This is a genomic window from Flagellimonas amoyensis, from assembly GCF_003058265.1.
In the GTDB taxonomy this organism is placed as follows: domain Bacteria; phylum Bacteroidota; class Bacteroidia; order Flavobacteriales; family Flavobacteriaceae; genus Flagellimonas; species Flagellimonas amoyensis.
In genome coordinates, this window is the sequence record NZ_QBUK01000008.1 from 230,518 (window position 1) to 245,886 (window position 15,369).

Sequence of the window (15,369 nt, forward strand, 5' to 3'; positions counted from 1 at the left end):
TAAGTAACCTGAAAAACAATAGATTAATTTTTCCATTAAATCTATATATCTACTTTACATCAAGTGCAATTTGTAATCAAAATTCAAAAATTGCAGTTAATTGATAATCAGAATCATAAAAATAAAAGCCAATGCTCAATAGTTGGCTAGGGAGTAAAACAAAAAAAGCGCAAAAAAATTGATGATCAATTTTTGCGCTTAGATATTCGTGATCGCGGAAGGATTTGAACTCCATTCGCTAACCCTTATTTTTACTGGCTTTTACCTTGCTGATGTTTTGTTACTAACCGAATTACAGACCACTATAAGCAATCCACTTTCGTAAATAACAAATCTAATCATAAAATATTAAAAGAAATATTTATCAAGAGTTTCTTAAAAAAGGATTCAAGAGATTTATTGCATATAAGATACTCTCAAATACATAAATTGCCATTTAAAAACAGTAAAGTTATTACGTAATGTCAACCCTTTCCTCAAATGCGCTGTGACTCCATGTTTTTTTAAGTTCCTATTCCACCCTGCTTGCTGATTGATCAACAATCAGAAAAAAGTTTGTGTAACATACGTTACTGCCGCCACCATAACAATAGATTAATTTTATCAGGTAAAATAATTACAATAAATTATACTTATATTATTATGGAAAACTCTTATGTAGAAAAAGAAAAAGTAAATCAGATGCCACGGATTGGGGATTTTGCACCCGATTTTGAAGCCGTGACCACAAAAGGTAAGATCAAGTTCTCGGAATTTGCCAAGGATAAATGGACCGTAATGTTCTCCCACCCCGCAGATTTTACACCTGTATGCACTACCGAAATGAGCGGCTTTGCACAAAGAAAACCTGAATTCGAGGCTTTGAACACCGAGCTTCTTGGTTTAAGTATCGACAGTATCCACGCCCATTTGGGTTGGGTGCATAGCGTTAAGGAAAACACGGGGGTTTATTTTGATTTTCCGATTATTGCTGATTTGGACATGAAGGTTTCTAAATTATACGGAATGCTTCAGCCCAACGAGAGCGAAACTGCCGCGGTGAGGGCAGTATTCTTTATCGACCCATCCAAAAAGATTAGATTGATCATGTACTATCCATTGAACGTTGGTCGTAACATGGACGAAATTCTCAGAGCTTTGGAGGCCCTTCAAACTTCTGATGAGCATAAAGTCGCTATGCCATTGGATTGGAAAAAAGGAGACAAGGTAATTGTGGGCGCTCCAAAAACCTTGGATGAACTGAATGCGCGTTTGGCAGATGATTCCTTGGAAAAAGTGGATTGGTACTTGGCTAAAAAAACAATTTAATAACTTTCATCATGGGCATCTTGCTTTTAAGGTGCCCTTTAAAACATTATTCTATGGAAATAAAACAGTTTGAATACAAACCCTTGGCCCACTATTCTTATGCCATCGTGGACAATGGTGAAATGGCCGTTATAGATCCTGAAAGAAATCCGATGCAGTATTATGCTTTTGCGAAGGATCATGATGCCAAAATAACCGCGGTTATAGAAACCCATCCACATGCCGATTTTGTGAGTTCCCATTTACAAATACATAACGAAACAGGAGCCCCTATTTATCACAGTAAAGATTTGGGTGCCGACTATGAATATGAACCTTTTGATGAAGGCCAAAGCATTATGGTAGGTAATATCAAAATCTCGGCCTTGAATACCCCAGGGCACTCTCCTGACAGCATTACCATTGTTGCGGAAAAAGATGGAAAAACCGCACTATTTACTGGTGACACCCTTTTTATTGGGGATGTGGGAAGACCAGATTTACGCGAAAAAGCAGGTAATATGACCGCGAAGCGTCAAGAACTGGCCGAAATGATGTACGATACCATCCAAAATAAATTCAAGGACTTACCCGATGAAGCCTTGGTATACCCTGCCCATGGCGCGGGATCCTTGTGCGGAAAAAACCTTAGCTCCGACAACAGCAGCACCCTAGTCAATGAAAGAATGGGCAACTGGGCATTTAAACCACAATCGAAAGAAGAATTTGTTCATACCATTTTGGACAGTCAGCCCTTTATCCCATCCTATTTTGGGTTCAATGTGGACACCAACAGACAAGGCCCTGAAAATCTGAGAACCTCCCTAGCCAAAATACCCCTTCGATTAAATACCGATACAGATGGCTTAATTGTGGATGTCAGGGATGAATCCGAATTTAAAAAAGGCCACCTGCAGGGAAGCATCAACATTATGGCGGTTTCCGAAAATGATAAATTTGAAACGTGGTTGGGCTCAATCGTAGCACCAAAAGAGCCGTTTCATTTGGTTATCGGAAATCCAAAGGATTTATCTAATATCTTGGAAAGAGTATCCAAGATTGGTTACGAAACACAATTACAATCCATCATTACATTGGGCAAGGAACATTTGGTAAAAAGCGCCATTTTGAATCTGGAGGATTTTCAAAACAACCCAACTAATTATACTATTGTTGACATTAGAAACCAAAGTGAGTTAAATGATGGAAAGTTTTTTGAGCAGTCAATTGCACATCCTTTGAACGAATTGAGGGATACGATGAATGAAATACCTACAAATAAGCCCATTGTGGTACATTGCGCCGGAGGCTATCGTAGTGCGGCGGGAAGTAGTATCCTTGAGAAAAAATTGGATGATGTTAAGGTGTATGATTTAAGTGAACATGTAAACGACTTTAAGTAATAAGTTATGGGAAATAAAAACACCAATAATATTGGTCTTAACATAGAAAAGTCAAAAAAAGTTGCTGATAATTTGAATGATTTACTTTCAAATTATCAGCAGTTTTATATGAACCTTCGGGGTTTTCATTGGAATATCAAAGGAAAAAAGTTTTTTGAGTTACATCTCAAATTCGAAGAGCTTTACAATGATGCTTTGTTAAAAGTAGATGAAATTGCCGAACGCGTCCTTACCTTGAGCGAAACACCTATTCATTCGTTTAAAAAATATCTTGAAATTTCAGAAATAGAATCTGTTGAAAATGTTTCCGATGGTGAACAGGCAATTGATAAGGTTCTCGAGGCCTTAAAAGTCTTGCTGGCAAAAGAACGAATTATATTAAATCTGGCTTCTGAAGCAAATGACGAAGGTACTGTTGCTTTGATGAGCGATTATATAGTGCAGCAAGAAAAATTGATTTGGATGCTATCATCTTTCTTAGATTAAAAAACTAGTTGATAAGGAATAAGCCGTCATACAAAGACTATATCTACGTAGTAATACAGCTATCATTGTTCATTATATATTTCTTATCAATAGAAATACTTTCAATACCCTTTCCCGAATGGCTTAGCTATTCGGTATGGTTGTTGTGGGGCTGGGTGTAGTTTTGGGTTTGGTAGCCTTGCTGCAAATCAACAGGAAGCTGTCCCCATTTCCCACCCCAGTAGCCAACGGTGCATTGATTACTAATGGTGCTTTCGCAGTAGCAAGACATCCTATTTATACCGCTTTGATTTCGTCTGGTCTGGGTTATGCACTATATCGGGTATCATTGTTTAAAATGTTGACTGTATTATTGTTGAGTATCTTGTTCTATTTCAAATCGAAATATGAAGAACAGCTGCTTTTACAAAAATTTCCTAGTTATCAGGAGTATAATGAACGGACGAGAAGTTTTATTTAGCCAATCAGCATAAGGTGCCAAAACAGTTCCAAACCTATAAAATCACAACAATTACAGGGCTTGCCTTGGTGGTTGCGAATATGATTGGAACAGGTGCATTTACCAGTTTGGGCTTTCAACTGAAAGACTTAAGTAATCCTACCTTAGTATTGATGCTTTGGGTATTGGGTGGCGTGATTGCATTATCTGGTGCGTTTAGCTATGCGGAAATTGGTACCCATATCACACGTTCGGGTGGCGAATATGCATTTTTGACCAAATTGTTCCATCCACTTATCGGGTATTTATCGGGTTGGATTTCCATAACCGTTGGATTCGCAGCACCGATTGCCTTATCGGCAATGGCTTTTGTGGTGTATTTCCCACTTCTTGATTTGAACCCTAAATGGACCAGTATCGCCGTCGTGGCGATTATTAGCTATATTCACTCCAAAAATTTAAAGGTAAGCTCAAAGTTTCAAATTGTGAGTACCTTCTTCAAAGTGGTTTTGATAATTGCGCTCATCGGCATTGGCGCTTGGTTGGAACCAACTTTTGATAATTCTGGATTTTTAACGAATTCCGATTATTCAAACCTCATTTCACCAGCGTTTGCCGTAGCCCTTATTTATGTCAGTTATTCCTATTCGGGCTGGAATGCCGCTGCTTATATCACAGAAGAATTCAAAAACCCCAAAAAGTCTTTGCCCATTGCATTAATAGGTGGCACCCTGTTGGTAACATTATTGTACACCTTACTGCAATATGTTTTCCTAAAACACGTACCCATTCCAGAATTAAAAGGGCAACTGGACGTAGGAACCATAGCAATGAACAAAATGCTCGGTACTGGTGTTGGAAAAGTATTTGGGCTGGCCATTTCATTGCTATTAGTGTCAGGTATAAGCGCAATGGTGTGGGTAGGTTCAAGGGTAACGTCTAGCATTGCGAAAGACCATACGTTTTGGAAGTATTTCAAAATCAAAAAAAGCAACATTCCGCAAAGAGCTTTATGGTTGCAATTTGCCATAAGTGCGCTTTTGATTCTAACAGGAACTTTTGAGCAGATATTGATTTACTGCGGTATCCTGTTGACCATATCGTCTATGGCAACTGTAATAGGAATTTTTAAATTACGGCATCAGCATAAAAATTCGCAAACCGACAACTACAAAAGTCCTTTATTTCCGCTTTTTCAGCTCATATTCATAGTTTTATCTCTATGGATGATTGTCTATGCATTTATGAACAGTCCCTTTGAAATATTAGTGGGTTTCGGTAATATCCTGTTGGGATTGGCAACCTATGTAATAAGCATTAAAATGAACAATAACTTAAAAACTAAATAAAATGAAAACAAAACATTTTTTACTCGCCACAAGCTTGCTATTGTCACTTTCAGCTTGTAAGCAACAGAACAAGAAGAGTAACAACCACGATGCCGAACAGACTATGGAACACGACGGAAAACACCATTCACAAGACAGTACCAAAACCGCTAATGATTATATGCACCAATCAAAAACCGAAGATTTGATAAAGCGATTTGAATCGCCAGAGCGTGATGCCTACCAAAAGCCTGAAGTAGTTCTCGAATATCTGGGCGATTTGGAAGGTAAAAAGATTATGGATATAGGTGCAGGTTCAGGATATTTTTCGGTAAAACTGGCTGAAAAAGGCGCACAAGTCATCGCTGCTGATGTTGATGATGAATTCCAAGCAGCCCTGCAAAAACGTATCGAAGATAATAATCTCAAAAATATAGAGCTCCGTAAAATCCCTTATGATTGTCCAGATTTGACAGATAATGAAGTTGATATGGTTATGATTGTAAACACCTACCATCACATTGAAAATAGAAGTGACTACTTTAAAAAAGTTAAAAAAGGAATTAAACCTGAAGGCGAATTAGTAGTTATCGATTACTTTAAAAAGGAACTGCCCGTAGGACCGCCAGTCAATCATAAAATTGATTTGGAAACAGTAAAAAAAGAACTAAAAGAAGCAGGCTATGCACAATTTGATATCAATACGGATTTATTGCCGTATCAATTCATTATCAGAGCAAAGTAATAGATGGAATATCCAGCAGATTTTTGGAACGAACGCTACGGCGAAGAAGAATATGTTTATGGCATACAGCCAAATGAATTTTTTAAAGAACAGATTAATAAATTAAAACCTGGAAAGATTCTCTTACCCGCCGAGGGTGAAGGTCGCAATGCAATATACGCTGCTTCACTAGGATGGGACGTAGTTGCCTTTGACATTAGTGAAAAAGGAAGAGAAAAAGCATTAGGTTTGGCAGCTGACAAGCAAGTTAAGATCTACTACAGCATTTCAGACGTTTTAGAATTTCATAGTGATTCTCAGTTTGATGCTATGGGCTTGTGTTATGCTCATTTCCCAGCAGAAATACGAAAACAAGCGCATCTACATTTGATGCAGTTTTTAAAGCCAGATGGCATTGTGATTTTTGAAGCGTTTGCTAAAGCCCAAATGGGAAAAGCTTCCGGAGGCCCAAAAAACAAAGAAATGTTATTTTCTATTGAGGAAGTGAAAACAGAATTCCCAGACCTCGATTTTAAACTATTAAAAGAAAAAACCATTGAGCTTTCTGAGGGGAATTATCATAAAGGTAAAGCCGAAGTAATTCAGTTTATGGGAGTAAAATAAAAATTGTTACCCGCTAGAAAGAATAAAACCGCTTTGTGCCCAGATACAAATGCGGTTTTTTCTTTTTTTTAATCATTTTAAGCTTATAAGGAATTTTTTGAATTCCGGATCACTATAGTTTGCCATTCCCATATGTGTCAAGGCAAGATTTCCTTTCGCATCAATAACATATGTTGTAGGTAAGGCAGAAGATTGAAACATAGTTGGAAGATTACTAGCAGGGGCGTAAATAGGTAAATTATACCCTTTTCGTTTATCAAAAGCTTTAGCTTTTTCAAAATCTTCATCAAAGGATAGTAGTACAAAGGCCACATCATTATCCATTTGTTCGTGTAACTTATCGATGCCCGGCATTTCGGCTACGCAAGGTGGGCACCAAGTTGCCCAAAAGTTTAAAAATATTACCTTACCCCTGAACTCTTCAAGCGAATGAATGTTATCATCCCGGTCGGCCAATTTTAAATTAAAATCTACTTTAGTTTGATTTAAATTTTCAACACTCGCGTTAGTGCTTTCTTCATTTCGTGCTTGTACTATTTCAGTTACATCTGGATTCATAAAACCAGTTGCCAATAAACCCCGTTGAGCATAACCAATAACTTCTGTATGAAGCCCTGTCGTATAAAGGAAAATTACCACTGCGGCAAAAATGCCATACTGAATCCAAGTTTTCTTTTTCTTCTTATCCATAATCTTATTTTTTCTTTATTGAAATTTATAATTGGTTTGAGGCACGGTTGAGAAAGAATATTCACTGAGGTCTTCGGCAAATGCTCTTCTATCCAGAACAGGCGATACTGGCGAATATTTATTTAAATATTCTTCCACGACTTCGTGAATTGTATAATTCTTTTCTTCTACGTCAATCACATTATTCATCCTGCAGAGATTATCTTTAGGATCTCCAGGACGAACACAGGCAGAAATCGAATAGTATTTATCATACTCAATCTGTTCGCCATTTACAGTTATACTATTGATACGTTGACCTTTTGGATTTTGACTGTTGAATTTGACCTTCATTCCTGAAAACCGTACTAGCCAGCCCCCGAAACGCTCTGTTGGCTTTTGTGAAAAAACATTGTGCATTTCCTTTTCCAACCAATCCTTTATTTGTTTTCCGGTAGCCTTTCCCGTTTTTATATTTTCATTTACAGGAAGTAAGTTCCAAAGGTTTGCTCTTGTTATGGGAGCAGGTTTACCATTTTGGGGAACTATTGGATTACCGAACCGAAATCCGTTTGAGATGGAAATATCTACACCTGTCTTCCAGCGCGCAGCATCTGTAATCATATTGTCCATAGGATTTTCTACGGTAAGATATCGATAGAGAGGGGCTTCAGTAAATCCTATCACAGTTTCCAAATGGTCTTTATAAGGTGCTTTCGCCTTGTCCACCAATGATTGAATTTCTTCATCTGCGGGAAAGACCTCAGGGTCAACATCAATGAGTTCATAATCATCATCTACTAATTTGCCATCCACAAAATGCAGGGTCAATTTACCAACAAATGAACCGAATGCACCGGGTTCGGTAACTTTTGCATATTTACCTTGAATGGGTTCGCGTACGCGCTCGTGTGTGTCGTTGCCTAAAACGTAATCCACACTTTCGGCAATGGGACTGTTGGCAAGTTCTACCTGTTTAAAAATGCCGATATGAGTTACTAAAAAGAGAACATCCAAGTTTTCGTTTACCTTCAGGTCATCTACCTTTTTTTTTAATTCCTCAGTAAGTCCACTAAATTCAATTCCTTCGCTAAAAATTGGGTTTTGACGTACGGGTACGTCTGGGTCGTTGATACCCATAAACCCGATACGTATGCCCTCGATTTCCTTAACGGAATAAGAGGGAAACAAAGGCTCGTCACTTTCTTCGTGGTACATATTTTGGGCGATGATATCGGTGTCATAACCCTGCATCACGTCCATCATAACACCCTTGCCGTACACCACTTCCCAGTTGCCAGGAATGATAACGTCATAGCCCATATTACTGATAATCTCGGGCATTACTTTTCCTTCTGAAAGAGCCGTGTAACCACTACCCTGTATCAGGTCGCCACCATCAACAATAATTGTACGCTTTGGATTTTTTTTTCGTTCCTGTTCAAAAAGGGTCTTAATGTTGGCGAGGCCGCCTCGGTCTTTAAATACGATTTTTTCGTTTTCCCAGAATAGTTCAGGGTGTGTGTCGAGTTGTCCGTGAATATCTGCTGTTTGAAGTACGGTTATACTCAAAGTATCCTTTGCTCTATCTGGACTGTCCATTTTATTTGATTTTTCTGTTTTGCAGCCAATCGTTAAAACCAATATTGCTATCAGGGAAATGGCCTGCAAAATATTACTATAAGTTGTCTTCATATTTTTAAACATTGCGTTTTCAATCATTACAGGCTAATACTTTTATATCCTTTTTTCTGAAGCTGGAAATTGTAAAGGATACCATTTTCAACAATATCAATTTCTTTAGGGACTTTTGTTTTATCTATTTTGAATTTATTGAGCGAGAATCCACAGGCTATGATTTTCACACCTGCCCGTTCAGCCTTTATGATAAAATTGCCCATTTTTTCAGCATCTGTGATATCGTCTATTTCCTTGCCACATATGATAACTTGAAAATCGCCAAAGGCATTGCCTTCTTCAGCTTTAAGGGCTTCAGCAGTTAGAATTATGGGCTGTAATTGAGGTACTTTTTTGGTCAGTACCACATAGTTGTTAGCATCTTTATTCATTTGCTGCGCCTGTGTTTTATTTGTACTGAACAGGGTTAGCATCAAAAGAATTGAACTCAATATATATGTTTTCATTTTTCGTTTATTTTAAAAGGTTACTGGTGTCGTTCAATACAAAAAAAAGAAGTCCACCGAAAATTGCTATGTTTTTAAATAAAGGTCCAAGAGTTGTTATTTGGCCCACTTGTATGGTTAACGTGATGGGTACTAATACTGCCATCAGTACGATTGCCGCCCATTTCGTCCTAAATCCTATTAGAAATAGGAAGCCTGCTATAAGCATTACGATACCGGATAGGATGATGAGCCACTCAGGTTCGCCAAAAAAAAGAGCTATACCTTTAAAGCTTGCTTGCTCTATACGCTGGGCAGTTTTTTCTACATTGAGCAAATGGTTAAAACCCGCTACGAGAAATATGCCACTTACCAATATGCGCAATAGCTGAATAGAGCGACGGCTAATTAAAATTTTTGTCCCCATTGTAAATGATATTTAGAATGTTTTGATTTGTGCGGTGTCTGTCCGTAATAGTTCATTTTGACACACTTTTGGACACAAAAAACCACTACGGAAGCACCGACTTTAAATTTTTGAAAATGAGGGTTGGACTAAGCCAAACGAGGAGGTGGCGATGCGTTATCCAAATAGCGATAACTTAAATTTGAAGAGAAATGTTCGTTGATAGTTGCAATGGTTTCTGAAAAATTTGTTTCCCAAGAGAACGGTTCAAACTGAAACTGTGAAGTGCAAAAACCACTCAATGCAACAACTTGCGAAGCTGTAAGATCAACTTTTGAAAAATCAGCCGTTTTGTTGGACTGTTTCGGCGAGTTTTTCTTTTTACAATATGGATTTGCAAAAGATATATCACTTGCGCTGAACAAAGCGTTCAATCCATTGGCATCTATGACAAGAAATTTTGCCATAAAAATAAAACCGAGGAGTAATGCTATGTGTGTTTTTGTTTTCACGAATTCTTCAAAAGTATAAGGCAAGAATTTATTCTTTAGTAACATTTGTTACAGTTGTTTATTTTTTGAAATTAAACGGATTTCAATCTCATTAATGTCACATATGTTACAAAGTTCATAAGTGTGTTACCTTAAATTTGTAACAAAACATTAACATATTATGGATGTAGAAATTCTTGCCCGAATTCAGTTTGCATTTACCATCGCCTTTCACTACATCTACCCGCCTTTAAGTATCGGTTTGGGATTGATTATGGTTTTTATGGAAGGAATGTACCTAAAAACAGGTAATAAACAATACGAGGTTTTAACTCGTTTTTGGTTAAAAATTTTCGCTATCACTTTTGGTATAGGTGTGGCCACAGGTATAATTATGGAATTCGAATTTGGGACTAATTGGGCCGTCTATTCAAGATACGTTGGAGATATTTTTGGCAGTGCTTTAGCTGCAGAGGGATTATTTGCTTTTGGTTTGGAAAGTGCCTTTTTAGGGATTTTATTATTTGGGTGGAACAGGGTTTCTCCAAAAGTTCACTTTATTTCAACAATAGGTGTGTTTTTAGGTTCTATGTTTTCAGCTGTTTGGATTGTGGTAGCTAATAGTTGGCAACAAACTCCTGCAGGTTATCATATTATTGGAGAAGGTTTTAACGCGCGAGCAGAAGTAACTGATTTTTGGGCAATGGTTTTTAATCCTTCCAGTGTAGACAGAATTATTCACGTTTGGCAAGGTGCTTTTTTGGCAGGTGCATTTTTGGTATTAAGCGTTCACGCATACTATCTGCTAAAGGGGAGATATGTCGAAATTTCAAAAAAGGCATTTAAAATAGCCTTGAGTTTAGCTGCCGTTGTTTCTTTAACACAATTACTCTCAGGGCATAGTTCTGCAGAAGTTGTAGCTGAGAACCAACCAGCTAAACTGGCTGCAATGGAGGGGCACTATGAAGAAAGAGGATCGGCTGATTTATATTTATTTGGTTGGGTAAATGACAAAACCCAAGAAGTCACAGGACTAAAAATTCCAGGAGGTCTATCTTTTATGATTGACCAAGATTTTGAAGCGCCCGTTACAGGGTTAAATGCGTTCCCAAAAGAAGACAGGCCAGGGCAAGTAAATGCTGTTTTTCAATTTTATCATATTATGATTTCTATTGGTATGTTTCTTATTGGACTTACCTTATACGCTAGTTTCTTATGGTGGCGCGGGACACTCTTCGATAAAAAATGGCTGTTGCGAATTTTTGCATTTTCCGTGCTTTTGCCCCAAATAGCAAATCAGGTGGGATGGTTTGCAGCAGAGATGGGCAGACAGCCATGGATTGTCTACGGTCATTTAAGAACAAACGAGGGCTTTTCCCAAGAAGTCTCTTCCAATCAAATACTATTTTCGCTGATACTGTTCCTTGTGGTCTATACCTTACTCTTTCTATTGTTTATGTATTCTTTGAACAAAAAAATAAAACAAGGGCCCTACGATGAAGCTAAAAATGCATTAGAAATCATTTAATAAGAGAATCAAATGGAAACTTTTTTAGGTATAGATTATCCAACGCTTTGGTACTTAGTTGTAGGGTTGTTATTTTCCGGATACGCCATTTTGGAGGGATTTGATTATGGTGCCGGAGCGTGGCACCTGTTCTTTAAAAAAGACTTAAGCCGTCGTATCGCCATTAACGCCATTGGACCTTTATGGGACGCCAATCAGGTATGGCTCATTATTGGTGGTGGTGCTTTGTTCGCCGGATTTCCCGTAATGTATGCCACTATGCTAACTGCCATGTACATTCCCTTTATGCTCTTCTTAATGTTGCTGGTGCTACGTTCTGCCGCCATAAAATTCCGAAGTGCGGAAGAAATGAAATGGTGGCGAAAAACTTGGGATGTCATTTACTTTACCTCCAACATACTCATTGCCTTTTTATTAGGTGTGGTACTGGGAAATATATTACAGGGTTTTGAAATCGGTGAAAATTTTAGCTACCAAGGTGGTATTTTCTTCTCTTTCCTAAACCCCTACGCAATTATGGTCGGCTTAACAACACTATCAATATTCATGACGCAAGGCGCTATTTTTTTGTTGTTGAAAACCGAAGGACGTTTGCACGCCAGATTAACATTTCTACTTAAAAAAGGCATGATTTTCTTTATACTTAGTTTTGCGTTTACATCATTTTACACCCTTATCTATCTTCCTGGTGTAACCGATAATTTTAAAGCAAACCCAGTTTTTTTCATATTGCCAATCTTGGCTTTTTTGGCCGTTGCCAATGTACCTAGACTCGTATCCAAAAAGAAATATGCACCCGCCTTGGTATTTTCCTCATTGACCATGGCTTTTTTGTTGATGTTGGTTGCTTTTCAGCTATACCCGGTTTTACTGCCCTCCACAATAGACCCAGTACATAGTGTTACCATTTACAATGCTGCCTCTTCACAGAAATCCCTTGGTATAATGTTGACCATAGTCCTTATTGGAGCGCCGCTTTTGGCTGGTTATTTTCTTTTTTTATATAAGACTTTCCATGGTAAGGTCAAATTGGACGATACAAGCTATTGATCCAGCTCAAAATTCAACACCTCGTATGTCTTAAGATAAACAACATCCATTGTTGTTTTCCATTATGCATAGTTGGTCCGCAAAGCAACCCCTGTGAACAGTTTGTTCATGGGTAACATAGGTTACTGTGCACACAGGACGCTTCATCTATATTTATTGAAAATAATATAGCAGTGTCTAGAATTGTAATCTTAGGAGCAGGTATTGCAGGTCATGTAGCCGCTTCCCACTTACGTAGAAAACTACCCAAAGAGCATGAGGTTGTCGTTGTTTCACCAAACAGTAATTACCAATGGATCCCATCCAATATTTGGGTAGGAATCGGTAGAATGAAACCAAAGGACATCTTGTTCCCATTGGCACCTTTGTATGCAAAAAAGCATATCGATTATAAACAGGCCAAAGCCATAAGTTTTTACCCGGAAGGAGATGCAGAGGAGCTAAAACCTTACGTGTTGGCAGAATACGTGGCAGGAGCAAATAAAGGAACCACGGAAAAAGTGACGTATGACTATCTGATCAATGCCACCGGTCCAAAACTAAACTTCGAGGCCACCGAAGGACTTTCTCCTGGAAAGAATAAAACACATTCCGTTTGTACCTATACCCATGCCGATGAGGCCTGGAACGCATTGAATGATCTGATTCAACAAATGAAACAGGGGAAAAAAGCCAAAATACTTATTGGAACAGGTCATGCAAAAGCCACCTGTCAAGGCGCGGCATTTGAATATATTTTAAATGTAGAGCAAGAATTGAGAAGGCACAAAGTGAGGGATATGGCCCAGATTACTTGGATTTCCAATGAATATCATTTAGGAGATTTTGGGATGGATGGCATGTTGATGAGTTATGGCAGCAATATCATGAAATCCAGTGAGATGGTAGAAATGATTTTTGAAGACAGGGGGATTTCTTGGATTTTAGGTGTCGGGGTCAATAAAATAGAAGATGGTGTAGCCCAATACGAAACCTTGGAAGGCGACTATAAAACGGAAAGTTATGATTTTGCCATGCTTATCCCTTCATTTTCGGGTCATGGTTTTAAGGCCTACAATAAGGATGGCAAAGATATAACGAACAAACTTTTTAAAGGGTTCATGATCGTGGATGCGGATTATACACCCAAACCCTACGAGGAATGGAGTGTACAGGATTGGCCAGAAACCTATCAAAATCCATTGTATCCTAATATTTTTGCTCCAGGCATTGCCTTTGCACCGCCTCACAGCATTTCCAAACCACTGAAGAGCAAAAATGGAACAGATATTACACCTGCTCCTCCAAGAACCGGAATGCCATCGGGTATTACGGCCAAATTGGTGGCAGATAACATCATCGAGATGATCAAACACTCTAATAATGAACTTCATCACAAAGGATCAATGGGCAACATGGGTGCTGCATGTATCGCTTCAGCAGGTTTTGGTATGACCAAGGGAAGCGGCGTGAGCATCACCACATATCCCATTGTGCCCGATTACAATAAGTATCCAGATACCCAGGGCAGGAAACTAGGCAAGACTTTTGGTACCATAGGTCTTGCAGGTCACTGGCTTAAGTTGGCCCTGCACCATGCCTTCATATATAAAGCAAAAATGAAACCCTTTTGGTGGTTGATTCCAGAATAGAAAGTTATGACACGAAGAATATCCAAATACAAACGATTTCTAATGATGAACCCAATAATACAGTTCTTTAAGTTCATCTATTTGAGCATCAAAATAATGGTTGTAGTCGCTGGAGGACATGGCGGAACTCGAGAGATCAATTGAACAACAATTAATAATTTCTAATTATTTTCTCTTCCAAATACCTGGAGGTTTTGTAGCCTCAGCCCTTTTGTAACCTTCACTAAAAACAGGAGAGATTGATTATATGCAGCATATTTTTCATTTCCCTGTTTTTTATAAAAGGGAATTGAAGAAGGCCTAAGGAGTTTGTTTAAAAAGGACATTTGTGATTAAATTGAAAAGATAGAAGATTTAGATTTGTAATAGATCATGGATTAACTAAATCGTTTATTTGAACTTTCTTTAAATGTAGGAAATTTCTATTTATCAAAAATTGAGTTTTCGGTGAACGGGGAGTAAAACAGTTAATCGGGCCATATAAATTTAACTTCAAAATAGGGGTAATAAAGGGTCTAAATGGGAAACCAATTAAGTGTACGGAAAAAGTAAACTCTCTAGAATCAGTGGACTCATTATACACTGAAAGTTCAATTAAACGGTACCTTAAAACCCCCTGGTCCCATTTAGAAATCAGGACAAAGGCGAACGGAACAAAGTGGAGTGCTGCAAGCCCCAAATCTTACCCTTAACTAATTTACTGAGCGAGGTAATTCTATCCATTAAAACACTTCTCTCAGCCATTGAGATAATCCAAAGGTTTGTTTGAATCACGTTTATATTGCTCCAACCTCCCTTCGTTTATTTCAAGCTTAAAATTGCTTTTCCATAGGCCCAATTTTGTTTTTTCGTCAAATTGCGTCAATTTTTCCGTCAAAAATTCGCAGTATTTCTGGGGCTTCCCAAAGGATTTACTGTAGATTTCGGGAAAGTCTACTGTAGGCCCTGATTTTGCACAGTATTCCAAAATCATTTTAATTAACTGTTTTTCAACTTGTTGAAGACCCGAAAACAACCGTGATGGCGCAATAAGCGCATCACCCTCTTGCTATTCGTTTTTTCACGCGAGCGTGAAAACCCAAATACCTTTCTTTGGTGTACAATGGATAGGGCGGTCAATGTATACCACCTGCGGCGGATGAAAGTGAGCAGTGCAAATCAAGTGCACGAGATCGACTCA

Annotated in this window: 15 protein-coding genes; 10 read left to right on the top strand and 5 right to left on the bottom strand. The window is 38.3% G+C overall.

Annotated features, from left to right (window positions below; genetic code table 11):
- Positions 1-642 precede the first annotated feature (642 nt).
- The 7 genes from DB398_RS12820 to DB398_RS12850 all read left to right on the top strand — a co-directional run bounded on the left by DB398_RS12820 (position 643) and on the right by DB398_RS12850 (position 6,291).
- The gene (locus DB398_RS12820) at positions 643-1,308 is read left to right on the top strand and encodes a peroxiredoxin (RefSeq protein WP_108424816.1); all 666 of its coding nucleotides are present in this window, start codon (positions 643-645) and stop codon (positions 1,306-1,308) included.
- A 53-nt stretch (positions 1,309-1,361) separates the two neighbouring features.
- Positions 1,362-2,690 (top strand): MBL fold metallo-hydrolase, encoded by a 1,329-nt coding sequence (locus DB398_RS12825; protein WP_108424818.1) that lies wholly within the window; start codon positions 1,362-1,364, stop codon positions 2,688-2,690.
- A 6-nt stretch (positions 2,691-2,696) separates the two neighbouring features.
- Positions 2,697-3,176, top strand: coding sequence for a Dps family protein (locus tag DB398_RS12830; RefSeq protein WP_108424820.1), 480 nt, complete (start codon positions 2,697-2,699; stop codon positions 3,174-3,176).
- 136 nt (positions 3,177-3,312) lie between these two features.
- Positions 3,313-3,636, top strand: coding sequence for a methyltransferase family protein (locus DB398_RS12835; protein WP_234416259.1), 324 nt, complete (start codon positions 3,313-3,315; stop codon positions 3,634-3,636).
- Between the two features lie 14 nt (positions 3,637-3,650).
- Complete coding sequence (locus DB398_RS12840; RefSeq protein WP_108424822.1) at positions 3,651-4,964, top strand: APC family permease; 1,314 nt, start codon at positions 3,651-3,653, stop codon at positions 4,962-4,964.
- Position 4,965: 1 nt separating this feature from the next.
- Complete coding sequence (locus DB398_RS12845; RefSeq protein WP_108424824.1) at positions 4,966-5,688, top strand: class I SAM-dependent methyltransferase; 723 nt, start codon at positions 4,966-4,968, stop codon at positions 5,686-5,688.
- A 3-nt stretch (positions 5,689-5,691) separates the two neighbouring features.
- Positions 5,692-6,291 carry a class I SAM-dependent methyltransferase gene (locus tag DB398_RS12850; RefSeq protein WP_108424826.1) on the top strand — a complete coding sequence of 200 codons (600 nt, stop codon included), beginning with the start codon at positions 5,692-5,694 and terminating at the stop codon, positions 6,289-6,291.
- Between the two features lie 72 nt (positions 6,292-6,363).
- Here DB398_RS12850 and DB398_RS12855 read toward each other — a convergent pair whose 3' ends face one another.
- From DB398_RS12855 to DB398_RS12875, 5 genes are all read right to left on the bottom strand, one after another.
- On the bottom strand, positions 6,364-6,981 hold the full coding sequence (locus tag DB398_RS12855; RefSeq protein ID WP_108424828.1) for a TlpA family protein disulfide reductase: 618 nt from the start codon (positions 6,979-6,981) through the stop codon (positions 6,364-6,366).
- A gap of 15 nt (positions 6,982-6,996) precedes the next feature.
- Positions 6,997-8,682, bottom strand: coding sequence for a bifunctional metallophosphatase/5'-nucleotidase (locus DB398_RS12860; protein WP_234416262.1), 1,686 nt, complete (start codon positions 8,680-8,682; stop codon positions 6,997-6,999).
- Positions 8,682-9,104: a DsrE family protein gene (locus tag DB398_RS12865; protein WP_108424830.1), complete on the bottom strand. Its 423-nt coding sequence runs from the start codon at positions 9,102-9,104 to the stop codon at positions 8,682-8,684. The genes DB398_RS12860 and DB398_RS12865 overlap by 1 nt, the downstream gene beginning before the upstream one ends.
- 7 nt (positions 9,105-9,111) lie before the next feature.
- Positions 9,112-9,510: a DoxX family protein gene (locus tag DB398_RS12870; protein WP_108424832.1), complete on the bottom strand. Its 399-nt coding sequence runs from the start codon at positions 9,508-9,510 to the stop codon at positions 9,112-9,114.
- 128 nt (positions 9,511-9,638) lie between these two features.
- Complete coding sequence (locus tag DB398_RS12875; protein ID WP_234416268.1) at positions 9,639-10,046, bottom strand: hypothetical protein; 408 nt, start codon at positions 10,044-10,046, stop codon at positions 9,639-9,641.
- Positions 10,047-10,161: 115 nt separating this feature from the next.
- Here DB398_RS12875 and DB398_RS12880 point away from each other — a divergent pair, with 115 nt between their 5' ends.
- The 3 genes from DB398_RS12880 to DB398_RS12890 all read left to right on the top strand — a co-directional run bounded on the left by DB398_RS12880 (position 10,162) and on the right by DB398_RS12890 (position 14,189).
- On the top strand, positions 10,162-11,508 hold the full coding sequence (locus tag DB398_RS12880) for a cytochrome ubiquinol oxidase subunit I (RefSeq protein ID WP_108424834.1): 1,347 nt from the start codon (positions 10,162-10,164) through the stop codon (positions 11,506-11,508).
- A 12-nt stretch (positions 11,509-11,520) separates the two neighbouring features.
- Complete coding sequence (cydB, locus tag DB398_RS12885) at positions 11,521-12,558, top strand: cytochrome d ubiquinol oxidase subunit II (RefSeq protein WP_108424836.1); 1,038 nt, start codon at positions 11,521-11,523, stop codon at positions 12,556-12,558.
- Positions 12,559-12,731: 173 nt separating this feature from the next.
- A complete protein-coding gene (locus DB398_RS12890) occupies positions 12,732-14,189 on the top strand; it encodes an NAD(P)/FAD-dependent oxidoreductase (RefSeq protein ID WP_108424838.1) in 1,458 nt (485 codons plus the stop codon).
- Positions 14,190-15,369: the final 1,180 nt, after the last annotated feature.

Coding starts and splice junctions, on each gene's coding strand:
- DB398_RS12820 (WP_108424816.1), top strand. CDS start 643: ATGGAAAACTCTTATGTAGAAAAAGAAAAAGTAAATCAGATGCCACGG.
- DB398_RS12825 (WP_108424818.1), top strand. CDS start 1,362: ATGGAAATAAAACAGTTTGAATACAAACCCTTGGCCCACTATTCTTAT.
- DB398_RS12830 (WP_108424820.1), top strand. CDS start 2,697: ATGGGAAATAAAAACACCAATAATATTGGTCTTAACATAGAAAAGTCA.
- DB398_RS12835 (WP_234416259.1), top strand. CDS start 3,313: ATGGTTGTTGTGGGGCTGGGTGTAGTTTTGGGTTTGGTAGCCTTGCTG.
- DB398_RS12845 (WP_108424824.1), top strand. CDS start 4,966: ATGAAAACAAAACATTTTTTACTCGCCACAAGCTTGCTATTGTCACTT.
- DB398_RS12850 (WP_108424826.1), top strand. CDS start 5,692: ATGGAATATCCAGCAGATTTTTGGAACGAACGCTACGGCGAAGAAGAA.
- DB398_RS12855 (WP_108424828.1), bottom strand. CDS start 6,981: ATGGATAAGAAGAAAAAGAAAACTTGGATTCAGTATGGCATTTTTGCC.
- DB398_RS12860 (WP_234416262.1), bottom strand. CDS start 8,682: ATGATTGAAAACGCAATGTTTAAAAATATGAAGACAACTTATAGTAAT.
- DB398_RS12865 (WP_108424830.1), bottom strand. CDS start 9,104: ATGAAAACATATATATTGAGTTCAATTCTTTTGATGCTAACCCTGTTC.
- DB398_RS12870 (WP_108424832.1), bottom strand. CDS start 9,510: ATGGGGACAAAAATTTTAATTAGCCGTCGCTCTATTCAGCTATTGCGC.
- DB398_RS12875 (WP_234416268.1), bottom strand. CDS start 10,046: ATGTTACTAAAGAATAAATTCTTGCCTTATACTTTTGAAGAATTCGTG.
- DB398_RS12880 (WP_108424834.1), top strand. CDS start 10,162: ATGGATGTAGAAATTCTTGCCCGAATTCAGTTTGCATTTACCATCGCC.
- cydB (WP_108424836.1), top strand. CDS start 11,521: ATGGAAACTTTTTTAGGTATAGATTATCCAACGCTTTGGTACTTAGTT.